General features: G+C 64.6%; 26 protein-coding genes and 1 tRNA gene. 11 read left to right on the plus strand and 16 right to left on the minus strand.

The features are described from left to right. The first annotated feature begins 106 nt into the window (after positions 1-106). From ACO2Q9_RS06410 to ACO2Q9_RS06425, 4 genes are all read left to right on the plus strand, one after another. Entirely contained in the window at positions 107-922 is an 816-nt protein-coding gene (locus tag ACO2Q9_RS06410; RefSeq protein WP_423309437.1) for an ABC transporter ATP-binding protein, read from the plus strand. Positions 923-942: 20 nt separating this feature from the next. Then, a complete protein-coding gene (locus tag ACO2Q9_RS06415; protein ID WP_423309958.1) occupies positions 943-2,214 on the plus strand; it encodes a phenylacetate--CoA ligase family protein in 1,272 nt (423 codons plus the stop codon). Between the two features lie 140 nt (positions 2,215-2,354). Then, entirely contained in the window at positions 2,355-3,338 is a 984-nt protein-coding gene (locus ACO2Q9_RS06420) for a tripartite tricarboxylate transporter substrate-binding protein (protein WP_423309439.1), read from the plus strand. A gap of 307 nt (positions 3,339-3,645) precedes the next feature. Further along, entirely contained in the window at positions 3,646-4,602 is a 957-nt protein-coding gene (locus tag ACO2Q9_RS06425) for a Bug family tripartite tricarboxylate transporter substrate binding protein (protein WP_423309960.1), read from the plus strand. An 11-nt stretch (positions 4,603-4,613) separates the two neighbouring features. Here ACO2Q9_RS06425 and ACO2Q9_RS06430 read toward each other — a convergent pair whose 3' ends face one another. Together ACO2Q9_RS06430 and ACO2Q9_RS06435 are read right to left on the minus strand one after the other, a co-directional pair. Further along, positions 4,614-4,940: a DUF1840 domain-containing protein gene (locus tag ACO2Q9_RS06430; protein ID WP_423309441.1), complete on the minus strand. Its 327-nt coding sequence runs from the start codon at positions 4,938-4,940 to the stop codon at positions 4,614-4,616. A gap of 41 nt (positions 4,941-4,981) precedes the next feature. After that, positions 4,982-6,250: a class I SAM-dependent methyltransferase gene (locus tag ACO2Q9_RS06435; RefSeq protein ID WP_423309443.1), complete on the minus strand. Its 1,269-nt coding sequence runs from the start codon at positions 6,248-6,250 to the stop codon at positions 4,982-4,984. 99 nt (positions 6,251-6,349) lie between these two features. On the opposite strand from ACO2Q9_RS06435, the gene ACO2Q9_RS06440 reads away from it, so the two are divergent. Genes ACO2Q9_RS06440 through ACO2Q9_RS06470 form a run of 7 tightly spaced genes read left to right on the plus strand, consistent with a single transcriptional unit; the run spans position 6,350 to position 13,867 of the window. Next, positions 6,350-8,698, plus strand: coding sequence for a bifunctional salicylyl-CoA 5-hydroxylase/oxidoreductase (locus ACO2Q9_RS06440; protein ID WP_423309445.1), 2,349 nt, complete (start codon positions 6,350-6,352; stop codon positions 8,696-8,698). Beyond that, positions 8,698-9,174: a MarR family winged helix-turn-helix transcriptional regulator gene (locus tag ACO2Q9_RS06445; RefSeq protein ID WP_423309962.1), complete on the plus strand. Its 477-nt coding sequence runs from the start codon at positions 8,698-8,700 to the stop codon at positions 9,172-9,174. The genes ACO2Q9_RS06440 and ACO2Q9_RS06445 overlap by 1 nt, the downstream gene beginning before the upstream one ends. Positions 9,175-9,212: 38 nt before the next feature. After that, on the plus strand, positions 9,213-10,067 hold the full coding sequence (locus tag ACO2Q9_RS06450) for an enoyl-CoA hydratase family protein (protein WP_423309447.1): 855 nt from the start codon (positions 9,213-9,215) through the stop codon (positions 10,065-10,067). A gap of 1 nt (position 10,068) precedes the next feature. Next, complete coding sequence (locus tag ACO2Q9_RS06455) at positions 10,069-11,253, plus strand: acyl-CoA dehydrogenase family protein (RefSeq protein ID WP_423309449.1); 1,185 nt, start codon at positions 10,069-10,071, stop codon at positions 11,251-11,253. 3 nt (positions 11,254-11,256) lie between these two features. Then, the gene (locus ACO2Q9_RS06460) at positions 11,257-12,903 is read left to right on the plus strand and encodes an AMP-binding protein (protein WP_423309451.1); all 1,647 of its coding nucleotides are present in this window, start codon (positions 11,257-11,259) and stop codon (positions 12,901-12,903) included. Further along, positions 12,900-13,295: a RidA family protein gene (locus tag ACO2Q9_RS06465; RefSeq protein ID WP_423309453.1), complete on the plus strand. Its 396-nt coding sequence runs from the start codon at positions 12,900-12,902 to the stop codon at positions 13,293-13,295. Before ACO2Q9_RS06460 ends, ACO2Q9_RS06465 begins: the two co-directional genes overlap by 4 nt. Positions 13,296-13,354: 59 nt before the next feature. Further along, positions 13,355-13,867 (plus strand): Crp/Fnr family transcriptional regulator, encoded by a 513-nt coding sequence (locus ACO2Q9_RS06470; protein WP_423309455.1) that lies wholly within the window; start codon positions 13,355-13,357, stop codon positions 13,865-13,867. A gap of 41 nt (positions 13,868-13,908) precedes the next feature. Here the strand turns inward: ACO2Q9_RS06470 and ACO2Q9_RS06475 are convergent, their stop codons facing one another. The 14 genes from ACO2Q9_RS06475 to rplF form a co-directional block, all read right to left on the minus strand. Then, a complete protein-coding gene (locus tag ACO2Q9_RS06475; RefSeq protein WP_423309457.1) occupies positions 13,909-14,697 on the minus strand; it encodes a metallophosphoesterase family protein in 789 nt (262 codons plus the stop codon). A 73-nt stretch (positions 14,698-14,770) separates the two neighbouring features. Then, a tRNA-Met gene (locus ACO2Q9_RS06480) sits at positions 14,771-14,847 on the minus strand. Between the two features lie 19 nt (positions 14,848-14,866). Next, on the minus strand, positions 14,867-15,256 hold the full coding sequence (gene rplQ / locus ACO2Q9_RS06485; protein WP_423309459.1) for a 50S ribosomal protein L17: 390 nt from the start codon (positions 15,254-15,256) through the stop codon (positions 14,867-14,869). 92 nt (positions 15,257-15,348) lie between these two features. Continuing rightward, positions 15,349-16,338, minus strand: a complete 990-nt coding sequence (locus ACO2Q9_RS06490) for a DNA-directed RNA polymerase subunit alpha (protein WP_423309463.1) — start codon at positions 16,336-16,338, stop codon at positions 15,349-15,351. 106 nt (positions 16,339-16,444) lie between these two features. Beyond that, positions 16,445-17,068 (minus strand): 30S ribosomal protein S4, encoded by a 624-nt coding sequence (gene rpsD, locus ACO2Q9_RS06495; RefSeq protein ID WP_423309465.1) that lies wholly within the window; start codon positions 17,066-17,068, stop codon positions 16,445-16,447. An 88-nt stretch (positions 17,069-17,156) separates the two neighbouring features. Beyond that, the gene (gene rpsK / locus ACO2Q9_RS06500) at positions 17,157-17,561 is read right to left on the minus strand and encodes a 30S ribosomal protein S11 (protein WP_423309467.1); all 405 of its coding nucleotides are present in this window, start codon (positions 17,559-17,561) and stop codon (positions 17,157-17,159) included. Between the two features lie 28 nt (positions 17,562-17,589). Next, positions 17,590-17,955: a 30S ribosomal protein S13 gene (gene rpsM / locus ACO2Q9_RS06505; protein WP_423309469.1), complete on the minus strand. Its 366-nt coding sequence runs from the start codon at positions 17,953-17,955 to the stop codon at positions 17,590-17,592. Positions 17,956-17,980: 25 nt separating this feature from the next. Further along, positions 17,981-18,094, minus strand: a complete 114-nt coding sequence (gene rpmJ, locus ACO2Q9_RS06510) for a 50S ribosomal protein L36 (protein ID WP_028820150.1) — start codon at positions 18,092-18,094, stop codon at positions 17,981-17,983. A gap of 48 nt (positions 18,095-18,142) precedes the next feature. Next, a complete protein-coding gene (secY, locus tag ACO2Q9_RS06515) occupies positions 18,143-19,462 on the minus strand; it encodes a preprotein translocase subunit SecY (RefSeq protein WP_423309471.1) in 1,320 nt (439 codons plus the stop codon). Between the two features lie 30 nt (positions 19,463-19,492). Then, entirely contained in the window at positions 19,493-19,924 is a 432-nt protein-coding gene (rplO, locus tag ACO2Q9_RS06520) for a 50S ribosomal protein L15 (protein ID WP_423309473.1), read from the minus strand. A 12-nt stretch (positions 19,925-19,936) separates the two neighbouring features. After that, a complete protein-coding gene (gene rpmD / locus ACO2Q9_RS06525; RefSeq protein ID WP_198969227.1) occupies positions 19,937-20,119 on the minus strand; it encodes a 50S ribosomal protein L30 in 183 nt (60 codons plus the stop codon). Positions 20,120-20,144: 25 nt separating this feature from the next. Then, entirely contained in the window at positions 20,145-20,663 is a 519-nt protein-coding gene (gene rpsE / locus ACO2Q9_RS06530) for a 30S ribosomal protein S5 (RefSeq protein WP_423309475.1), read from the minus strand. A 17-nt stretch (positions 20,664-20,680) separates the two neighbouring features. Further along, positions 20,681-21,046, minus strand: coding sequence for a 50S ribosomal protein L18 (gene rplR, locus ACO2Q9_RS06535; protein ID WP_423309477.1), 366 nt, complete (start codon positions 21,044-21,046; stop codon positions 20,681-20,683). 11 nt (positions 21,047-21,057) lie between these two features. Next, positions 21,058-21,591: a 50S ribosomal protein L6 gene (gene rplF, locus ACO2Q9_RS06540; protein ID WP_423309480.1), complete on the minus strand. Its 534-nt coding sequence runs from the start codon at positions 21,589-21,591 to the stop codon at positions 21,058-21,060. Between the last annotated feature and the right edge of the window lie 3 nt (positions 21,592-21,594).

Raw genomic sequence — 21,594 nt, forward strand, 5'->3', positions numbered from 1 at the left:
GTGCTCCGCCTCCCCCCTGCGAGGGGGCGACACCTGCGGCCCGGCAAAGCCGGTTCCGCGGTGTCCCCGGCCTGGGGCGGTGTCACTCGAACATTGTTTGATTTCTATGACTGACGAGACCCGCAAGATTGTTCTGAACGTCAACGGCATCGAGGTGATCTACAACCATGTGATCCTCGTGCTCAAGGGCGTGTCGCTGCAGGTGCCGGAAGGCGGCATCGTGGCGCTGCTGGGTGGCAACGGCGCGGGCAAGACGACGACGCTGCGCGCAGTGTCGAACCTGCTGCGCGGCGAGCGCGGCGAGGTGACGAAGGGCTCGATCGAGTTGCGCGGCGAGCGCATCGAAAACCTGTCGCCCGCCGACCTCGTGCAGCGCGGTGTGGTGCAGGTGATGGAAGGCAGGCACTGCTTCGCGCACCTGACGATCGAAGAAAACCTCATGACCGGCGCCTACACGCGCAGCAGCCGCGCAGAAGTGGCTGCGAACCTCGAGAAGGTCTACAACTACTTTCCGCGCCTGAAGACGCGACGCACTTCGCAGGCAGCCTATACCTCGGGCGGCGAGCAGCAGATGTGCGCCATTGGCCGAGCGCTGATGGCCAGCCCGACGATGGTGCTGCTGGACGAACCGTCCATGGGCCTTGCGCCGCAGATCGTGGAAGAAGTCTTCAACATCGTGCGCGACCTGAACGGCAAGGAGAAGGTGACCTTCCTCCTCGCGGAGCAGAACACCAACATGGCGCTGCGCTACGCAGACTACGGCTACATCATGGAGTCCGGCCGCGTGGTGATGGACGGCAAGGCCGCCGACCTCGCGGACAACGAGGACGTGAAGGAGTTCTACCTGGGCATGGGCGGCAGCGGCCGCAAGAACTTCAAGGACGTGAAGAGCTACAAGCGGCGCAAGAGGTGGCTGGCATGAACGCAAGCACCGACGCCGGCATCCGCCGCTTCTACGACACGCAGGAAATCCGCTCGCCGGCAGAGCGCGAAGCCGCGCTCATGGCGGCGCTGCCCAAGCAGGTGGCGCACGCGCAATCGGCGTCGCCCGCATTCGCGCAGCTGCTGGCCGGTATGGATGCCGGCAGCGTGAACAGCCGGGACGCGCTGGCTCGCCTGCCCGTGACACGCAAGCACGAACTGCTGGAGCGGCAGAAAAAGGAGCGCGCCCCGGGCAAGGGCAATGGCGATGTCTTCGGTGGCTTCTCTGCCATCCGCTGGGGGGCGCAGACGCCGCGCGTGTTCGCCAGCCCCGGCACCATCTACGAACCCGAGGGCACGGCGCGCGATTACTGGCGCGTGGCCCGCGCGATCTTCGCCGCCGGCTTCCGCACGGGCGAACTCATCCACAACAGTTTCAGCTACCACTTCGTGCCGGCCGGCTCGATGATGGAAACCGGCGCGCATGCGCTGGGCTGCACCGTGTTCGCAGGCGGCACGGGCCAGACCGAGCAGCAGGTGCAGGCCATGGCAGAGCTGCGGCCGGCCGGCTACATCGGCACGCCGAGCTTCCTGAAGATCATCATGGAGAAGGCGGCAGACATGGGTGTCGCATTGCCCAGCGTCACCAAGGCACTGGTCTCGGGTGAGGCGTTCCCGCCGTCGCTGCGCGACTGGCTGGCCGAACGCGGCATCCAGGGCTACCAGTGCTACGCCACGGCAGACCTGGGCCTCATCGCCTACGAAACCGAAGCACGCGAAGGCCTGGTGCTCGACGAAGGCGTGATCCTGGAGATCGTGCGTCCCGGCACCGGCGACCCGGTTCCCGAAGGCGAAGTCGGCGAAGTCGTCATCACCACGCTCAACCCGGACTACCCGCTCATCCGTTTCGGCACCGGTGACCTGTCCGCCGTGCTGCCGGGTTCGTGTCCCACGGGCCGCACCAACACCCGCATCAAGGGCTGGATGGGCCGGGCTGATCAGACCACCAAGATCCGCGGCATGTTCGTGCACCCGGGCCAGGTGGCGGACATCGCGCGGCGCTTTCCCGAAGTGCTGCGCGCGCGACTGGTGGTCAGTGGCGAGATGGCCAGCGATCTCATGACGCTCAAGGTCGAGGCACAGGGGTTTCAAGGCGGCGGCGCAGACCTGCAGGCCCGCATCGGCGAAGCGATCCGCGACGTGACCAAGCTGCGCGGCGACGTGGAACTGCACGCACCGGGCACGCTGCCCAACGACGGCAAGGTCATCGAGGACGCGCGCAGCTACAAGTGACGGCGGGTCTTCTGATGCCTGTCAAATTGCTTGCAGACAGGCTCATCTCCCCGCGGCACCCAGGCCATTTCTAGGGTAAGTCGGGATTCGGCACACGGAGGCCAGACCTACAATCGCGGCCTTCTTTACCCGGAGTGAACATGAAAAAACTGCTGTTGTCCGCCGTTGTTGCGGGCCTCTCTGCATTCGGCGCGAACGCCCAGGAATTCCCTGCCAAGGACAAGACCATCACCATCGTGGTGCCCTTCGCCGCCGGGGGCCCGACCGACAGGGTGGCCCGCGATCTGGCCGAAGCCCTGCGCAAGCCGCTGGGTGGCTCGACGATCGTGATCGACAACGCAGCCGGCGCCGGCAGCACCATCGGCAACGCCAAGGTGGCGCGCGCGACGCCGGACGGCTACACGCTGCTGGTCACGCACGTGGGCATGGGCACCACGCCCGTGCTGTACCGCAAGCTGCCGTACAACTACGAAACCGACTTCGAATACCTGGGCATGATCAACGACGTGCCGATGACCCTGATCGGCAAGCCCCAGCTCGAAGCCAAGAACTTCGCCGAACTGCGCGCCTGGATCGCCAAGAACTCCGGCAAGGTCAACCTGGGCAATGCCGGCATCGGTTCCGCCTCGCACCTGTGCGGCCTGCTGTTCCAGAGCGAACTCAAGACCGAAATGACCACCGTGCCGTACAAGGGCACCGCACCGGCCATCGCCGACCTGATCGGCGGCCAGATCGACCTGCTGTGCGACCAGACCACCAACACCACCGGCCAGATCGAAGGCAAGAAGGTCATTCCTTACGCCGTGACGACGCTCAAGCGCCTGAATACGCCCGCGCTCAAGGACATCCCGACGCTGGACGAGTCGGGCCTGAAGAACTTCCAGGTCACCATCTGGCACGGCATGTACGCCCCCAAGGGCACGCCTGCCCCGGTGCTCAAGAAGCTGAATGACGCCCTGAAGGCCGCCCTCAAAGATCCTGAATTCGTGAAGAAGCAGGAAGGCCTGGGCGCCGTGGTCGTGACCGACAAGCGCGTCGAGCCCGCCGAACACAAGAAGTTCGTGCAGGCCGAAGTGGCGCGTTTCGGCCCCGTCATCAAGGCTGCCGGCGCATACGCCGATTGATGGCCGGCTGACTGATCAGAAAATGAGGCCGTGAGCGCCGGCCTTCAAAACTGCGTTCATTTCATTTCCTTTCTTCGGGCCGCCAGGTGCAAGCTTGGCGGCCTTTCTTTTTGTCGCGCGGGCTTGTCACGTGCGCGGCAGCGTCTGCGGGTAATCCATCTGCGCGAGTCGCGCACCGTGCCGTACAACGAGCGCACAACAGAGACGCAAGGAGACAGGCATGAACGGAAAAAACGCATCCGGCAACGACAACTTCCAGCCACGCCGCCGCCGGCTGATCGGCGCGGGGCTTTCGATCAGCGCGGGCATGGCGCTCGGCACACCGGCCGCATTCGCGCAGGGCGCATGGCCCAACAAGCCGGTGCGCATCGTCGTGCCGTTCGCGCCGGGCGGCACGACCGACATCCTCGCGCGGGCCGTGGCGCCCGAGCTCTCGCGTGCATTCGGACAACAGTTCGTGGTCGACAACCGCGCGGGCGCGGGCGGCAACGTCGGCGCGGAGATCGTCGCGAAGGCAGCGCCCGACGGCTACACGCTGCTCATGGGCACGGTGGGTACGCACGGCATCAACCGCGCGCTCTACGACAAGCTGCCGTATGACCCGATCAAGGATTTCGTGCCGGTCACGCTCGTCGCCGGCGTGCCCAACGTGATGGAAATGCCGGCCGAGAAGGCCAGGGCGATGGGTATCCACACGGTGGCGGACTTCGTCCGTTACGCCAAGGCCAACCCCGGCAAGCTGAACATGGCTTCCAGCGGCAACGGCACATCCATCCACATGGCGGGCGAACTGTTCAAGAGCATGACCGGTACCTACATGGTCCATTTCCCGTACCGCGGCTCGGGTCCGGCGCTGCTCGACCTCGTGGCCGGGAACATGGATGTCATGTTCGACAACCTGCCCTCTTCGATGGCGCAGATCAGGGCCGGCAAGCTCAAGGCGCTGGCGGTGACGAGCTCGACGCGCTCGGCTGCGCTACCGGATGTGCCGACGGTGGAAGAGGCCGGTGGCCCGATGCTCAAGGGCTTCGAGGCAAGCTCCTGGTTCGGACTGCTCGCACCCGCCGGAACGCCGATGGACATCGCCAACCGCATCCAGCAGGAAGTGGCGAAGTCGCTCGGCACGGCAGCCATCAAGGAGAAGATGCTCGCACAAGGCGCGATTCCCAGCGGCAATACGCCGGCCGAGTTCGCCCGGCTCATCGAGAGCGAGCACCGGAAGTGGGCGGAGGTGGTGAAGGTGTCGGGCGCGAAGGTGGACTGAAGAAGGCGGGGTCAGACGCCCCAGACCACTTCCTTGCCGGCAGCCTGCGACTGGCGCAGCATGTCGGCGAAGGGGGCGACGCGCTGGCGCAGCGAGACGCCATCGCCCTTCGCCTTGCCGTCCTCGTCGCCGTCGCTGGCGACGTCGTCCTTCGCGCGGGGCTTCGCTTCGTCTTCCTTCACGGCGGCTTCCAGGGCCGACAGGGCGGCGGGCATCTGCTCGGGCGTGATGATGCCGGTCGGGCCTGTGCCCTTGCCGATGATCTCCAGCACGCGGCGGCCGTTGACTTCGAGCATGATGAGATCGCTGGTGGCGCGTGACTTGAATTTGTAGAGCATGTGTGTTCCTTCAGGCGGGTCTTGTGGCGTGGTCCTGTGCCTCAAGGGTACATGTACGAGCGATTGAACGGGTAACACGCCTGTGCACCGGGCATCGGGCCGGTGGTCATGTCGTCGTCCGGGCGCGTGGCCAGCATCTGGTGCAGCGAGATCCAGCCACGCTCGAAACTCATCGCGCTGCCCGACAGGTAGAGGCGGTAGGCGCGCAGCACGCGCTCGGCGCGCACCGGGTCGCCGGTGGCGGCCAGCACGGCGTGCGCCTCGGGCAGCTGCGCTTCCAGCGCGTCCGACCAGGCCCAGAGCGTGCGTGCGTAGTGCGGGCGCAGGTTCTCGGTGTCCACCATCTCGAGGCCACTGCGTGACATCTCGCGCAGCACATGGCTCACGTGCAGCAGTTCGCCGCCGGGGAAGATGTACTTCTCGATGAAATCGCCCATGCCTGCGCCGAGCTGGTCGTTGTCCAGCCCGCCGGCGGTGATGCCGTGGTTGAGCACGAGGCCGCCCGGTTTCAGCAGGCGGCGGATCTGCCCGAAGTACGCGGGCATGTTGGCCTGGCCCACATGCTCGAACATGCCGACGGAAGAAATCTTGTCGAAGCCGCCGTCCGCCGGGAGTTCCATGTCGCGGTAGTCGCGCAGCTCCATGCGTACCCGTCCGGAAAGGCCCTTTTCCCCGATGAGCCGCTGCACGTGCGCGTGCTGGTTCTTCGAGAGCGTGATGCCGGTGGCATCCACGCCGTAATGTTCGGCGGCCCACAGCAGCAGGCCGCCCCAGCCCGCGCCGATATCGAGGAAGCGCTCGCCGGGCTTGAGCATGAGCTTCCTGCAGATGTGGTCCAGCTTGGCCTCCTGCGCCTGCGCGATGCTCATGTCCGGCGCGCGGAAGTAGGCACACGAGTAGACGCGCCGCGGGTCCAGCCACAGGGCATAGAAGTCGTCGGAAACGTCGTAGTGGAACTGGATCTGCACCGCGTCGCGCTCGCGTGAGTGCGAGGCGAGCGACTTGGCACGCCGCAGCATCTGCGTCCACCAGGCGGTGTTGCTGGCGGCCGGGTTGCCCGGCAGCAGGCTGGCAGCCACAGCCATCAGGTCGCGCATGGTTCCGCTGATGTCCAGCCGCCCCTCGACGTAGTCCTCGCCGATGGAGCCGATCTGCGCCGCCGCCAGCGTGGCGAGGCTGCGCCATTCACGGAAGGCCAGCCGGACAGGGGCATCGGGCGGTCCGAGCCATTGGTTGTCGGGCAGGCGCAACGCGAGGGGGAGGGCCAGCCGCTCCAACCGCTCTTCCAGAGTCGGGATCAGTCCTTTCATGCCAAATATTCTTGTGATTTGGCTGATCGCCGTCAACCGCCAGCACGGGCAGGGCTGACACCATTGACATCCGTTTGTTTAAACCTAAACTATTTGATCATGAATATCCTGTGCATTGGCGGCGGTCCCGCCGGGTTGTACTTCGCCCTGCTCATGAAGCTGCAGGACCCCATCCACCGCGTGACGGTGGTGGAGCGCAACCGCCCGTTCGACACCTTCGGCTGGGGCGTCGTGCTGTCCGACCAGACGCTGGAAAACCTGCGCGCGGCCGACCCGGTCTCGGCTCGCCTGATCGGTGACGCGTTCAACCACTGGGACGACATCGAGGTGTTCTTCAAGGGCCGCAGCGTGCGCTCGGGCGGTCACGGCTTCTGCGGCATCGGCCGCAAGCGCCTGCTCAATATCCTGCAGGAACGCTGCATCGAACTCGGCGTGGACCTCGTCTTCGAGACCGACGTGACAGACGACCAGAACCTGGCCCGCCAGTACCAGGCCGACCTCGTCATCGCTGCGGACGGGCTGAACAGCCGCATCCGCAACCGCTACGCCGACAGCTTCAGGCCCGACGTGGACACGCGCCTGTGCCGCTTCGTCTGGCTGGGCACGCACAAGACCTTCGATGCTTTTACGTTTGCTTTCGAAAAGACCGAGCACGGCTGGTTCCAGGCGCACGCCTACAAGTTCGACGCCGACACCTCCACCTTCATCGTCGAGACCCCCGAGGAAGTCTGGAAGGCGCACGGCCTTGACACGATGAGCCAGGAAGACGGCATTGCCTTCTGCGAAAAGCTGTTCGGCAAGTACCTCGACGGACATCGCCTCATCAGCAATGCGGGGCACCTGCGCGGCTCGGCCATCTGGATCCGCTTTCCGCGTGTGGTGTGCAACACCTGGGTGCACCACAACGACATCGACGGCCGCGACGTGCCGGTGGTGCTCATGGGCGACGCGGCGCACACGGCGCACTTTTCCATCGGCTCGGGCTCCAAGCTGGCGCTGGAAGATGCGATCGACTTGGCCAACGAATTCGCCACGGGCCATGCCATCGACGACGTGCTCAAAGGCTACGAAGCGCGCCGCAGCGTGGAGGTGCTCAAGATCCAGAACGCGGCGCGCAACTCCACCGAATGGTTCGAGAATGTGCAGCGCTACAGCGGGATGGAGATCGAGCAGTTCGCCTATTCGCTGCTCACGCGCAGCCAGCGCATCAGCCACGAGAACCTGCGCCTCCGCGATGCGAAGTGGCTTGAAGGCTACGAGGCCTGGCTGGCGGGCGGCAAGGCCGTGCCGCCGATGCTCACGCCGATCACCGTGCGCGGGATCACGCTCAAGAACCGCATCGTCGTCTCACCCATGGCTACCTACAGCGCGGTGGACGGCGTGCCGCAGGACTTCCACCTGGTGCACCTGGGCGCGCGTGCGCTCGGCGGCGCGGCGCTCGTGTTCGTGGAGATGACGAGCCCCAACGCAGAAGGCCGCATCACCCCCGGCTGCCCGGGCCTGTGGAATGACGCGCAGGCCACGGCCTTCAGGCGCATCGTCGATTTCGTGCATGCGCAGACCAGCGCGAAGATCGGCATCCAGCTCGGCCACAGCGGCGCGAAGGGCTCCACGCAACTCGGCTGGGATGCGATCGACGAGCCCCTGCCCGACGCTGCCGCCAACTGGCCGCTGATCTCCGCCAGCGCCGTTCCCTACGGCGAGCAGAACCAGACGCCGAGCGCGATGACCCGTGCCGACATGGATCGCGTGAAGGACGAGTTCGTCGCGGCCACGAAGCGAGCGGCCGATTGCGGCTTCGACTGGCTCGAACTGCATTGCGCGCACGGCTACCTGCTGTCGGCCTTCATCACGCCGCTGACGAACCTGCGCACCGACGAGTACGGCGGCTCGCTGGAGAACCGCTGCCGCTATCCGCTGGAAGTGTTCCGCGCGATGCGTGAAGCGTGGCCGGCAGACCGGCCGATGAGCGTGCGCATCTCCGCGCACGACTGGACGCCCGGCGGGCACACCGCCGACGATGCGGTGGCCGTGGCGCGCCTGTTCAAGGACGCGGGTTGCGACTTCATCGACGTATCGTCGGGCCAGACCTCGCGGGCCGCCAAGCCGGTGTACGGCCGCATGTACCAGACGCCGTTCTCCGACCGCATCCGCAACGAGGCAGGCATCCGCACCATCGCGGTGGGCGCGATCAGCGAGGCCGACCATGCCAACAGCATCATCGCTGCGGGCCGCGCCGACCTGTGCGCCGTGGCCCGTCCGCACCTGGCCGATCCGGCCTGGACGCTGCACGAAACCGCGAAGCTGCAGAGCCGCGCCATCGAATGGCCACGCCAGTACCTGAGCGGCCGCGACCAGATGTACCGCGAGATCGCGCGCCAGCAGCAGATGACCGCTGCGGCAGCATCCGCAGCCGCTGGCAAGCGCAACGAAGAGGAGACGCAATGATGGACATGGAAGCCCGCGTTCACAGCGAACACCCCGAGGCGCTGCGCCTCTGGTTGCGCCTGCTGACCTGCACACAACTGGTGGAGAAGGAAGTGCGCAGCCGCCTGCGCGAGCAGTTCGACACCACGCTGCCGCGTTTCGACCTCATGGCGCAACTCGAACGTGCGCCAGACGGCCTGAAGATGAACGAGCTCTCGCGCCGCATGATGGTGACGGGCGGCAACGTCACCGGCATCACCGACCAGCTGGTGGCCGAAGGACTGGTCGAGCGCATGGACGTGGAAGGCGACCGCCGTGCCTATCGCGTGCGACTGACCGCGCGTGGCCGCCGGCAGTTCGCCGAGATGGCACAGGAACATGAGCAGTGGATCGTCGATGCCTTCTCGGGTCTTGCCGAACGCGACATCGCCACGCTGCACCGCCTGCTGGGCAAGGTGAAGGCCCACGCGCAGCAGGGTCAGGCCGAAAGCGTCTGACCCGCAAGCACCGAACACGAATCGAAACCGGAGACGACATGAAGCACTACATCGGGTCCAGCAACCCCATGCGCGGACAGTTCAGCCCGCGCGCGCCCTACAGCGCGCAGCATTTTGCGTGGACCTTCGCCGACGGCGTGGGCACCATCACGCTCAACCGGCCCGACCGCAAGAACCCGCTGACCTTCGATTCGTACGCCGAGTTGCGTGACCTGTTCAACAGCCTGAAGTACGCGAGCGACGTGAAAGCCGTCGTGGTCGCCGGCGAGGGCGGCAACTTCTGCTCCGGCGGCGACGTGCACGACATCATCGGCCCGCTCACGCGCATGACCATGCCCGAGCTGCTCGAGTTCACGCGCATGACGGGCGATCTGGTGAAGGCGATGCGCGGTTGCCCGCAGCCCGTCATCGGCGCGATCGACGGCGTGTGCGCCGGTGCCGGCGCCATGATGGCGCTCGCCTGCGACATCCGCTACGGCACGAGCGCGACCAAGACCGCCTTCCTGTTCACGCGCGTGGGTCTGGCCGGTGCGGACATGGGCGCCTGCGCGCTGCTGCCGCGCGTGATCGGTCAGGGCCGCGCCTCGGAACTGCTGTTCACCGGCCGCTCGATGAGCGCGGACGAAGGCCTCGCCTGGGGCTTCTTCAACGCACTGCACACCTCTGCCGAGCTGCTGGGCAAAGCGCAGGCACTCGCGCGTGATCTGGCACAAGGGCCCACCTTCGCGCACGGCATGACCAAGACGATGCTCTCTCAGGAATGGGCCATGACGATCGAGCAAGCCATCGAGGCCGAAGCGCAGGCGCAGGCCATCTGCATGCAGACGCAGGACTTCCGCCGCGCCTACGAAGCCTTTGCCGCAAAGCAGAAGCCGGTCTTCCAGGGCGACTGAAATGAGCGGCACGATCACTTCCCTGCTGGACGCGACGGCACCGCAGTCGCACGTCGCGCTGCCTTTCTTCAGCGATGCGCACCGCGCACTGTCCGAAGGCCTCGCCGCGTGGACACCGTCGCAGCATGTCGACGAGTCCGACGATCGCGCCGCCTGTCGCGAATGGGTGAAGCGCCTGGGCGATGCAGGCTGGCTGCGCTACTGCGTGCCCGCCGCGCACGGCGGCGCACTGGAGAAGCTCGATTCCCGCGCACTCGTCATCCTGCGCGAGACGCTGGCCTTCCATTCGCCGCTGGCCGACTTCGCATTTGCAATGCAGGGCCTGGGCAGCGGCGCGATCACGCTGGCAGGCTCGCCTGCGCAGCAGGTGGCCTATCTGCCTGCCGTCGCGAGCGGCAGCAAGATCGCCGCCTTCGCGCTGAGCGAGCCTGATGCAGGCTCCGACGCGGGCGCGATGGCCATGCGCGCGGTGGACAACGGCAGTGGCTTCACGCTCGACGGCAGCAAGACCTGGATCAGCAACGGAGGCCTTGCCGATTTCTATTGCACCTTCGCCAAGACCGACCCGCAAGCAGGCACACGCGGCATCACCGCCTTCATCGTCGATGCGACGACGCCGGGTCTGGATGACTCGGCGCACATCGAGGTGATGGCGCCGCATCCACTCGCCGCGCTGGGCTTCAGCGGCTGCAAGGTCGGCGCGGATGCGCAGCTCGGAGCGCTCAACGGCGGCTTCAAGCTCGCGATGCAGACGCTCGACATCTTCCGTGCCTCCGTCGCCGGGGCCGCGCTCGGCATGGCGCGCCGCGCGCTGGCCGAAGCCACCGCGTATGCGAAGCAGCGCCCGATGTTCGGCGGAAAACTGGCTGACCTGCAGCTCACGCAGGCCAAGCTCGGCGAGATGGCCGCATTGATCGACAGTGCCGCCCTGCTCACCTACCGCGCCGCGTGGATGCGCGACGTTCAGGGCACACGCACCACCGCCGAGGCCGCAATGGCCAAGCTCACTGCCACCGAAAACGCGCAGCGCGTGATCGACATGGCGCTGCAGATGCACGGCGGCCTCGGCGTGAAAGTCGGCACGAAAGTTGAAAGCCTGTACCGCGACATCCGCGCGCTGCGCATCTATGAAGGCGCGACGGAGGTCCAGCAATTGATCATCGGCAAATCCGTCCTGCAGGGGTAAGACATGTCTGCAACAACGTCTGCATATCCATCGGCACATCCATCGGCACAAAGCGACCGCTTCGTCCACGACCGGCTGCCACCGGCCGACCAGTTGCCCATCTTCCGCTACGACCTGCCCGAACTGCAGATCGCGGACCAGGCCAACCTTGTCGAGGAGCTCCTCGACAAGGCCGCCGCCAAGGGCCATGCCGACAGGCCGATGCTGCGTTCGCCGACGCAGACGCTGACCTACGCGCAGGCCGCCGCCGAAGTGAACCGCATCGCGCAGGTGCTCACCGAAGACCTCGGCCTCGAGCCAGGCAACCGCGTGCTGCTGCGCGGCGGCAACTCGATCATGATGGCGCTGTCGTGGCTGGCCGTGGTGAAGGCCGGGCTCATCGCGGTGGCGACCATGCCGCTGCTGCGTGCGAAGGAGCTGGGCGACATCATCGAGAAGTCGCAGCCCGTCGCGGCGCTGTGCGACGGCCGCTTGCTGTCCGAACTCGAAGCGGCGCAAGCCGCATTCCCGGTGCTGAAGACCATCATCGCGTTCCACCAGCCGGACGGCGCGAACTCGCTGGAAACACGTGCTGCAAGGAAGAGCGGCGTGTTCACCGCCTGCCCCACCGCCGCCGACGACGTGGCCCTGCTCGCCTTCACCTCCGGCACCACCGGCAAGCCGAAGGCGCCCGTCACCACACACCGCGACGTGCTGGCGATGTGCGAGACCTGGCCGCGCCATGTCCTCAAGGCCACGCCGGACGACATCGTCATCGGCTCGCCGCCGCTGGCCTTCACCTTCGGCCTGGGCGGCCTGCTGATCTACCCGATGTGGGCCGGCGCCTCCGTGTACTTCAACGACGGCCCCTACACGCCCGAAGGCATGGTGAAGACGATCAACGAGATCGGCGCGACCATCTCCTACACCGCGCCGACCTTCTACCGCCAGATGGCACCGTTCGCGAAGCAGCACGGCGTGCCGACGCTGCGCATCAGCGTGAGTGCGGGCGAGGCGCTGCCCGATGCGACGCGCCAGCTCTGGAAAGAGAGCACCGGCATCGAGATGCTGGACGGCATCGGAGGCACCGAGGTGTTCCACATCTACATCTCGTCCGCCGGCGCCGACGTGCGGCGCGGCGCGATCGGCAAGGCCGTGCCCGGCTTCACGGCGAAGATCGTGGACGAGAATGGCGACGAGCTTCCGCGCGGCAGTGTCGGCAAGCTCGCGATGATCGGTCCCGTGGGTTGCCGCTATCTCGACGACGAACGCCAGAAGAACTACGTGAAGAACGGCTGGAACTACCCCGGCGACGCCTTCATGCAGGACGAAGACGGCTACTTCTTCTACCAGGCGCGCACCGACGACATGATCATCACCGCCGGCTATAACGTCGGCGGTCCGGAAGTGGAAGATGCGCTGCTCAAGCATCCGGCTGTGGCCGAGTGCGGCGTGATCGGCAAACCTGACGACGCACGCGGCATGATCATCAAGGCGTTCTGCGTGCTCAAGCCCGGCAACACCGGCGACGAAGTGCTCGTCAAGGCATTGCAGGACCACGTGAAAGCCACCATCGCGCCGTTCAAGTACCCGCGCGAGATCGAATTCGTCACCGCGCTGCCCCGCACCGAGACCGGCAAGCTGCAGCGCTTCAAGCTGAGACAGACATGATGAAATTCCTGCAACCGCCCGGCTGGGCAGCACCCAAGGGCTACGCCAACGGCATCGCCGCACGCGGCACCACCGTCTACGTCGGCGGCCAGATCGGCTGGAACGCGCAACAGCAGTTCGAGTCCGACGACTTCATCGCGCAGACCGCGCAGGCGCTGCGCAACATCGCCGATGTGCTCAGGGAAGCCGGCGCCGGCCCCGAACACATGGTGCGCATGACGTGGTACATCACCGACCGCGACGAATACAACAGCCGCCTGCCCGAACTGGGCGCCGCCTACCGCGAAGTGATGGGCCGCAATTTCCCCGCGATGACCTGCGTGCAGGTGGCTGCGCTGGTGGAAGCGCGTGCGAAGGTGGAAATCGAAGTCACGGCGGTGTTGCCGGACTGAGTGCAGCCACTCGGCGTCCGGGGCTGGTGCACGTTTGTCGTTCGGTGTATGGTCTCCGCATGGAGTCCACCGCCGCCACGCACCCCGTCCTCTCGCTTTGCGCGCGCCTGCCCGCCATCGATGTTGCGCCAGGAGAGGTGTTCGTCCAGGAAGGCGTCCATACGGGGCGCCTCTACGTGCTCGAATCAGGCACCGCCGAAGTGGTGAGTGCGGGCGTGCGCGTCGTTGCGGTCAGCGAGCCGGGATCGTTCCTCGGGGAAATTTCCGCATTGCTCGGCTCGCCGCCGACAGCGAGTGTGGCAGCAGTAGGCGCATGCCGGTTACGCGTGCTCGAGAACGCCGACGCCGTGGTGCAAAGCGACGCGGCATTCACGCACGCCATCGCCATGCTACTCGCACGTCGCCTGCAGGCGGTAACAGCGTACCTTGTCGACATCAAACGGCAATACGGTGAGGGCGATACGCATCTCGCCCTGATGGACCAGGTGCTTGCGAATCTGATGACGCTGCAGGCCCGCAAGGGGCTGGCGCTGGCGCCGGGCTCCGAGCGGGCTGACGTACCAGACTATTGAGCCAGGGTCTGGCCGCGCATAGGTTCGTGCGCCTGTCGCTCTCAAAGGGCGAGCGACTGCGCTTCAGTACCTTCCATCGTGATCCACCGTGCGATGCCCGCGTTGAAGTCGATCTCGATACGCGCCGGCACGTCACCGATCTGATGGCCTGCGTTGAATAGCCAGGTATCCCCGACCCTCTCGATCCATGAGCCGCCCTGGCGGAACGGTGCTTCGTGGATGTGGCCGCAGAACACCGCCGTCGGTTTGTGCCGCGCAAGCAGTTGGGGCACCAGGGGATCGCCGAAGTGGCGCTTGCCGGTCCAGCTGAGCTTTCCTTCGGGCGGCGCGTGGTAGAGCCACACCCAGCGTTCGCCCTCGATGCGATGGGCCGAAGCAGCGATCAGCAATTGCTCGACGGCGTCTTTCGATTTCGGGCCATCCCACCAGGGGCACACGGTGAACAAGGTGTCCGCGATGCGCACAGTGTCCCCATCGATCGTCACACCGAAGGCACGCAGGCGCTGGAGCCACGACGCCGTCTTCTCGCCATCGCCGCTGCGTGCATCGAGATCGTGGTTGCCCGAGCAGACGAGCAGCCTTGTCTTCCGCGCCAGCGCAGCGAAGCTTGCAGAGAGTGCAGCGATCTGCACGTCACCGGAAACAGCCGCCGAGATGTCCAGATGATCGCCCGCCACCACGACCACGTCGAATGCGGATGCCGCGCCGATCAGCCAGTCGTACTGGCGCAATCTGTAGTGCAGGTCGGAGGTGAGAAGGATGCGCACACGCGCACTGTAGGTGATCGCGACGCCGCGCACCATACGCCGCTTGGCGAGGCTGCGGGGCATCGAAGGCGCATGCAGAAACAAAAACGCCCACTGTCTCAAGTGGGCGTTTCGTCGGGAATTTTCACTCCCAGATTGGTTGCGCGAGCAAGATTTGAACTTGCGACCTTTGGGTTATGAGCCCAACGAGCTACCAGGCTGCTCCATCGCGCGGCAAGAGGTAAATTATAGCTTATTCAGCTGCGCTTTGCTCGTCGGTCGGCTCGGGACGATCCACCAGTTCGACGAGCGCCATCGGTGCGTTGTCGCCCACGCGGAAGCCCATCTTCAGGATGCGCGTGTAGCCGCCCGGACGTGCCTTGTAGCGCGGACCGAGTTCAGCGAAGAGCTTGACCACGTTGTCGCGGTCACGCAGGCGGTTGAAGGCCAGGCGCTTGTTCGACAGCGTCGGTTCCTTGGCCAGGGTGATCATGGGCTCGACAACGCGACGCAGTTCCTTGGCCTTGGGAACGGTTGTCTTGATGACCTCGTGCTCGATGAGCGAGTTCATCATGTTGCGGAGCATCGCGAGGCGGTGCTCGCTGGTGCGATTGAGTTTGCGAAGGCCGTGACCGTGACGCATGGTGCTTTCCTTTACTTTATTAAAAGGGCGGCCGTATCAGGTACCGCCCGTGCACTGCCCCGCAGATTGCCGGGGCACGGGATTCTCGAATATCAGCGCTTGTCCAGGCCGGCGGGCGGCCAGCTTTCCAGCTTCATGCCGAGCGTGAGGCCGCGCGAAGCCAGGACTTCCTTGATTTCGTTGAGCGACTTGCGACCCAGGTTCGGGGTCTTGAGTAGTTCGTTCTCGGTGCGCTGGATCAGGTCGCCGATGTAATAGATGTTCTCGGCCTTCAGGCAGTTCGCCGAACGCACGGTGAGTTCGAGCTCGTCCACGGGGCGCAGCAGGATCGGGTCGAACTGCTGAGAGCTGCGCGGAGCGGGCGAATCGAACGCAGCGAGTTCGCCGCCTTCGAGTTGTGCGAACACGGCGAGTTGCTCGACGAGGATCTTGGCGGAAGCGCGCACGGCGTCTTCAGCGGTGATCGCGCCGTTGGTTTCGATTTCGACAACCAGCTTGTCCAGGTCGGTGCGCTGCTCGACGCGGGCGCTTTCGACGGTATAGCTCACGCGCTTGACGGGCGAGAACGAAGCGTCCAGCACGATGCGGCCGATGGACTTCGTGGGCTCGTCGCCGTAGCGGCGCATGGTGCCGGGCACATAGCCACGGCCCTTTTCGACCTTGATCTGCATGTCGATCTTGCCGCCTTGCGACAGGTGGGCGATGACATGGTCAGGGTTGATGATCTCGACGTCGTGCGGGGTCTGGATGTCGGCAGCCGTGACCGGGCCTTCTCCGTCCTTGCGCAGCGACAGCGTCACTTCGTCGCGGTTGTGGAGCTTGAACACCACGCCCTTGAGGTTCAGCAGGATGTTGACCACGTCTTCCTGCACGCCGTCGATCGACGAGTACTCGTGCAGGACACCGGCGATGGTCACTTCGGTTGCCGCATACCCGACCATGGAAGACAGCAGGACGCGGCGCAGGGCGTTGCCCAGCGTATGGCCGTAGCCACGCTCGAAAGGCTCCAGCGTGACCTTGGCGCGGTTGGCGCTCAGCTGCTCGACATTGATGGTTTTGGGTTTCAGCAGATTGGTTTGCATGCAGACTTCCTCTCAATACCCCCGGCTCGTTACACCGGTAAGGCTGGTGAAGCACCTGAGCCGCAGTGCCCTGCGGCTCAGGAACGGGATCGAATGACGAAGCGGATCAGCGCGAGTACAACTCGACGATCAGCGATTCGTTGATGTCGGCAGCGAACTCGTCGCGGTCCGGCACCTTCTTGAACGTACCTTCCACCTTGTCGGCGTTCACTTCCACCCAGGCGGGGATGCCCACTTGCTGGGCCAGTTGCAGCGCTTCGGCAATGCGGTTCTGCTTCTTGGACTTGTCGCGCACGGCAACGATGTCACCGGTCTTGACCATGTACGACGGGATGTTGACCGGCTGGCCGTTCACCGTGATCGCCTTGTGCGACACGAGCTGGCGGGCTTCTGCACGCGTCGAGCCGAAGCCCATGCGGTACACCACGTTGTCCAGGCGCGATTCCAGGATGAACAGCAGGTTGGCGCCAGTGTTGCCCTTGCGGCGATCGGCTTCCTCGAAGTAGCGGCGGAATTGCTTTTCGAGCACGCCGTACATGCGCTTGACCTTCTGCTTCTCGCGCAGCTGCAGGCCGAAGTCGGAGGTGCGCTGACCGGAAGTACGGCCATGCTGGCCGGGCTTGGAGTCGAACTTGGCCTTGTCCTGGATGGAGCGGCGTGCGCTCTTCAGGAACAGGTCGGTGCCTTCACGGCGGGAGAGTTTGGCCTTGGGGCCGAGGTAACGTGCCACTTGCTTTCCTTTGATTCATCTGCCGCGGCCATTTACCGCGGGAGCCGGATTCTTCAAGAAGATTCCGGCGGTGGGCTTGGTTGAAAACTCAGATACGGCGGCGCTTCTGCGGGCGGCAGCCGTTGTGGGGAACCGGCGTCACATCGGCGATCGACGTGATGCGGATACCCAGCGCGGCGAGCGCACGCACCGACGATTCACGACCCGGGCCGGGGCCCTTGATCTCGACGTCCAGGTTCTTGATGCCCTGCTCGATGGCAGCGCGGCCAGCCACTTCCGAAGCAACCTGTGCTGCGAACGGGGTGGACTTGCGGGAACCCTTGAAGCCCTGGCCACCCGAAGACGCCCACGACAGTGCGTTGCCCTGGCGGTCCGTGATGGTGATGATCGTGTTGTTGAACGACGCGTGCACGTGCGCGATACCGTCCGAGACGTTCTTGCGAACCTTCTTGCGGACGCGTTGTGCTGCGTTATTAGCGGGAGCTTTTGCCATGGTGATCTCTCTGCTCTAGCTGGAGCGATTATTTCTTCAGCGCCTGCGCACCCTTGCGCGGACCCTTGCGGGTACGGGCATTGGTACGGGTACGCTGACCGCGCATGGGCAGGCCACGGCGATGACGGAAACCGCGATAGCAGCCGATATCCATCAGCCGCTTGATGTTCATGGTCGTCTCGCGGCGCAGGTCACCTTCGATGGTGAACTGGGCGATCTGGTCGCGGATTTTTTCCAGGTCGCCGTCGGTCAGATCCTTGACCTTCTTGGAATATGCAATGCCACAGGCTTCACAGATCTTGCGAGCGCGGGTGCGACCGATGCCGTAAATGGCGGTCAGGCCGATTTCAGCGTGTTGGTGCGGCGGAATGTTGATGCCAGCGATACGTGCCATGTCGTCTTTCCTAAAACTCTTGCAATCAGCCCTGGCGCTGCTTGTGACGCGGATCCGTGCAGATCACGCGGACAACGCCCTTGCGGCGGATGACCTTGCAGTTACGGCAAATTTTCTTGACCGAAGCCGAAACTCTCATGTTTCACTCTCCTAAAACTCTAAATGTGGCCTGTTCAGATCACCGGGCTCAGCCGCCCGGCGAAGTCTTGAAGTTGGCCTTCTTCAGCAGCGATTCATATTGCTGCGACATCATGTAATTCTCGACCTGGGCACGGAAGTCCATCGTGACCACCACGATGATCAGCAGTGACGTGCCACCGAAATAGAACGGCACGTTGTACTTCAGGATCAGGAACTCGGGCAGCAGACACACGAAGGTGATGTACACAGCACCCGCCAACGTCAGCCGAACCAGGATCTTGTCGATGTAACGAGCCGTCTGGTCGCCGGGGCGGATACCAGGAACAAATGCGCCGCTCTTCTTCAGGTTGTCTGCCGTTTCACGGCTGTTGAACACCAGCGCCGTATAGAAGAAGCAGAAGAACACGATCGCAGCGGCGTAGAACATCGTGTACACCGGCTGGCCGGGGGCCATGGCAGAGGCGATGTCCTTGAGCCAGCGCATGCTGTCGCCCGCGCTGAACCAGTTCACCACGGTGGCCGGCAGCAGGATGATCGACGAAGCGAAGATCGGCGGGATCACACCGGCCATGTTCAGCTTCAGCGGCAGATGCGACGCCTGACCACCATAGACCTTGTTGCCCACCTGACGTCGCGCATAGTTCACGAGAATCTTGCGCTGGCCACGTTCGACGAACACCACGAACCAGGTCACCAGCGCCACGACCACCACGATCAGCAGCGCCACGATGATGCTCATCGCGCCAGTGCGGACCAGTTCGAGCAGACCTGCGATCGCCGTGGGCAGGCCGGCTGCGATGCCCGCAAAGATCAGGATCGAGATGCCGTTGCCGAGACCCCGTTCGGTGATCTGCTCGCCCAGCCACATCAGGAACATCGTGCCCGCTGTCAGGCTGATCACAGCCGTCATGCGGAAGCCGAAACCCGGAGCGATCACCAGGCCGGCCTGGGCCTCCAGCGCGACGGCAATACCGAACGACTGGAAGAGGGCCAGACCCAGCGTCGCGTAGCGCGTCCACTGCGTGATCTTGCGACGACCGGCTTCGCCTTCCTTCTTGATCTGCTCGAACGCCGGAACGACGTAAGTCAGCAACTGGAGAATGATCGATGCCGAGATGTAGGGCATGATGCCCAGCGCAAACACGGTGAAACGCGAGAGCGCACCGCCCGAGAACATGTTGAAGAGACTCAGGATACCGCCCTGTTGTCCCTTGAACATTTCTTCCAGCACGACCGGGTCGATGCCGGGCACGGGAATGTGCGCCCCGATGCGGTACACCACCAGGGCAAGCAGCAAGAAGACGAGCCGGCGACGGAGGTCGCCGAACTTGCCTGTCTTTGCAATTTGAGCCGGGCTGGTTGCCACTACTTCTACTTTCTGGACAGTGAGGGCCTATCAGGCCACGGAGCCGCCGGCCGCCTCGATGGCTGCCTTGGCACCTGCGGTCGCACCGATGCCGGTGAGCTTGACCGCCTTGGTCAGGCTGCCGGACTTGATGACCTTGACCACCTTCGCGATTTCGCCGACCAGGCCGGCCTGCTTGAGCGCCAGCACGTCGACTTCAGCAGCACCCAGCTTTTCCAGCGTGGTCAGCGTGATTTCGGCGTTGAACTTCAGCAGGTGCGACTTGAAGCCGCGCTTGGGCAGACGGCGCTGCAAGGGCATCTGGCCGCCTTCGAAGCCGACCTTGTGATAGCCGCCCGAGCGGGACTTCTGACCCTTGTGGCCACGACCAGCGGTCTTGCCCAGGCCGGAGCCGATGCCACGGCCGACACGGCGCTTGGCATGCTTGGCGCCCGGTGCGGGCTTGAGGTTGTTGAGTTCCATTTTGCGAACCTTTTACAGCACTTTGACCAGGTAGCTGATCTTGTTGATCATGCCGCGCACGGCAGGGGTGTCCTGCAGTTCGCTCACGCTGTTGAGCTTGCGCAGGCCCAGGCCACGAACGGTCGCGCGGTGCGATTCCTTCGTGCCGATCGGGCTGCGAACCAGCTGGACTTTGACGGTTTGTTGCGTTGTCATTTCAAGCTCCTAAAGCCAGCGGCTTTCAGGCGAAGATTTCTTCGACGCTCTTGCCACGCTTGGCAGCCACTTCAGCGGCCGTCGTGGAATTCTTGAGCGCGTCCAGCGTAGCGCGGACCATGTTGTAGGGGTTCGACGAACCATGGCTCTTGGCCACGACGTCGGTGATGCCCATGACTTCGAAGACGGCGCGCATCGGGCCGCCGGCGATGATGCCGGTACCCTTGGGGGCCGGCGCCATCATCACGGTGGCGGCACCATGGTGGCCCGTCACGTTGTGATGCAGCGTGCCATTGCGCAGCGAAACCTTCAGCATGTTGCGGCGGGCTTCGTCCATGGCCTTCTGCACGGCAGCCGGCACTTCCTTGGACTTGCCCTTGCCCATGCCGACGCGGCCATCGCCGTCACCCACGACGGTCAGCGCGGCGAAACCGAGGATACGGCCACCCTTGACCACCTTGGTCACGCGGTTCACCGCGATCATTTTCTCGCGCAGGCCGTCTTCCGGACCGTCACCTTGCGTCTTTGCCTGAATCTTTGCCATTGTCTTGTCCGTTTCCGTTAGAACTGCAGACCCGCTTCACGGGCAGCGTCGGCCAGGGCCTTGACGCGGCCGTGGTAGGCGAAGCCAGAACGGTCGAAAGCCACCTTCTCGACGCCAGCGGCCTTCGCCTTTTCGGCGATCAGCTTGCCGATGGCCGTGGCAGCGGCGGCATTGCCACCCTTGCCCGAACCGCCGAGCGACTTGCGCACGTCGGCTTCCATCGTCGAGGCCGCAGCCAGCACCTTGGTGCCGTCGCTGGAGACCACGCTTGCATAGATGTGCAGGTTGGTACGGTTCACCATCAGGCGAGCGACGCCCTGGTTGGCGATGCGAATCCGGGTCTGACGAGCCCGGCGAAGACGCTGCTGTTTCTTGGTCAACATGTGGCAGCTCCTTACTTCTTCTTCGTTTCTTTGATCGTGATCTTCTCATCCGAATAACGGATGCCCTTGCCCTTGTAAGGCTCGGGAGGACGGATCGCGCGGATCTCGGCAGCCACCTGGCCAACGCGCTGGCGGTCAGCGCCCTTGATCACGATTTCGGTCGGGGCCGGCGTCGCAACGGTGATGCCTGCAGGCATGTCCTTGTTGACCGGATGCGAGAAGCCGACCGACAGGTTCAGCTTGGCACCTTGCGCCTGGGCCTTGTAGCCCACGCCCACCAGGGTCAGCTTCTTTTCGAAGCCCTTGGTCACACCGACGACCATGTTGTTCACCAGCTGGCGCATGGTGCCGCTCATGGCGTTGGCTTCACGGGACTCGTCGGCCGGCTCGAAGCTGAGCTTGCCATCCTTGCTCGACACCTTGACCAGTGCGTTCTGGGCCAGCGACAGAGTGCCGCCCGTACCCTTCACGGAGATCTGGTCTTCCTTGATCGACACGTCCACGCCTTGCGGAACGGCAACCGGTGATTTTCCTACTCGGGACATTCT

The sequence above is a fragment of the Variovorax sp. VNK109 genome (assembly GCF_049445855.1).
Classification (GTDB): Bacteria; Pseudomonadota; Gammaproteobacteria; order Burkholderiales; family Burkholderiaceae_C; genus JAGOCV01.

Excerpts from the sequence above, each read along its gene's own strand:
- rplR (WP_423309477.1), bottom strand. The coding sequence starts at position 21,046 with ATGTTGACCAAGAAACAGCAGCGTCTTCGCCGGGCTCGTCAGACCCGG.
- rplO (WP_423309473.1), bottom strand. The coding sequence starts at position 19,924 with ATGGAACTCAACAACCTCAAGCCCGCACCGGGCGCCAAGCATGCCAAG.
- rpsM (WP_423309469.1), bottom strand. The coding sequence starts at position 17,955 with ATGGCACGTATCGCTGGCATCAACATTCCGCCGCACCAACACGCTGAA.
- ACO2Q9_RS06445 (WP_423309962.1), top strand. The coding sequence starts at position 8,698 with ATGGACATGGAAGCCCGCGTTCACAGCGAACACCCCGAGGCGCTGCGC.
- rpsE (WP_423309475.1), bottom strand. The coding sequence starts at position 20,663 with ATGGCAAAGATTCAGGCAAAGACGCAAGGTGACGGTCCGGAAGACGGC.
- rplQ (WP_423309459.1), bottom strand. The coding sequence starts at position 15,256 with ATGCGTCACGGTCACGGCCTTCGCAAACTCAATCGCACCAGCGAGCAC.
- ACO2Q9_RS06450 (WP_423309447.1), top strand. The coding sequence starts at position 9,213 with ATGAAGCACTACATCGGGTCCAGCAACCCCATGCGCGGACAGTTCAGC.
- ACO2Q9_RS06455 (WP_423309449.1), top strand. The coding sequence starts at position 10,069 with ATGAGCGGCACGATCACTTCCCTGCTGGACGCGACGGCACCGCAGTCG.
- rpmD (WP_198969227.1), bottom strand. The coding sequence starts at position 20,119 with ATGACAACGCAACAAACCGTCAAAGTCCAGCTGGTTCGCAGCCCGATC.
- ACO2Q9_RS06470 (WP_423309455.1), top strand. The coding sequence starts at position 13,355 with ATGGAGTCCACCGCCGCCACGCACCCCGTCCTCTCGCTTTGCGCGCGC.
- ACO2Q9_RS06475 (WP_423309457.1), bottom strand. The coding sequence starts at position 14,697 with ATGCCCCGCAGCCTCGCCAAGCGGCGTATGGTGCGCGGCGTCGCGATC.
- ACO2Q9_RS06465 (WP_423309453.1), top strand. The coding sequence starts at position 12,900 with ATGATGAAATTCCTGCAACCGCCCGGCTGGGCAGCACCCAAGGGCTAC.
- ACO2Q9_RS06460 (WP_423309451.1), top strand. The coding sequence starts at position 11,257 with ATGTCTGCAACAACGTCTGCATATCCATCGGCACATCCATCGGCACAA.
- ACO2Q9_RS06440 (WP_423309445.1), top strand. The coding sequence starts at position 6,350 with ATGAATATCCTGTGCATTGGCGGCGGTCCCGCCGGGTTGTACTTCGCC.
- ACO2Q9_RS06420 (WP_423309439.1), top strand. The coding sequence starts at position 2,355 with ATGAAAAAACTGCTGTTGTCCGCCGTTGTTGCGGGCCTCTCTGCATTC.
- rpsK (WP_423309467.1), bottom strand. The coding sequence starts at position 17,561 with ATGGCAAAAGCTCCCGCTAATAACGCAGCACAACGCGTCCGCAAGAAG.
- ACO2Q9_RS06425 (WP_423309960.1), top strand. The coding sequence starts at position 3,646 with ATGGCGCTCGGCACACCGGCCGCATTCGCGCAGGGCGCATGGCCCAAC.
- ACO2Q9_RS06490 (WP_423309463.1), bottom strand. The coding sequence starts at position 16,338 with ATGCAAACCAATCTGCTGAAACCCAAAACCATCAATGTCGAGCAGCTG.
- rpmJ (WP_028820150.1), bottom strand. The coding sequence starts at position 18,094 with ATGAGAGTTTCGGCTTCGGTCAAGAAAATTTGCCGTAACTGCAAGGTC.
- ACO2Q9_RS06410 (WP_423309437.1), top strand. The coding sequence starts at position 107 with ATGACTGACGAGACCCGCAAGATTGTTCTGAACGTCAACGGCATCGAG.
- rplF (WP_423309480.1), bottom strand. The coding sequence starts at position 21,591 with ATGTCCCGAGTAGGAAAATCACCGGTTGCCGTTCCGCAAGGCGTGGAC.
- ACO2Q9_RS06430 (WP_423309441.1), bottom strand. The coding sequence starts at position 4,940 with ATGCTCTACAAATTCAAGTCACGCGCCACCAGCGATCTCATCATGCTC.
- ACO2Q9_RS06435 (WP_423309443.1), bottom strand. The coding sequence starts at position 6,250 with ATGAAAGGACTGATCCCGACTCTGGAAGAGCGGTTGGAGCGGCTGGCC.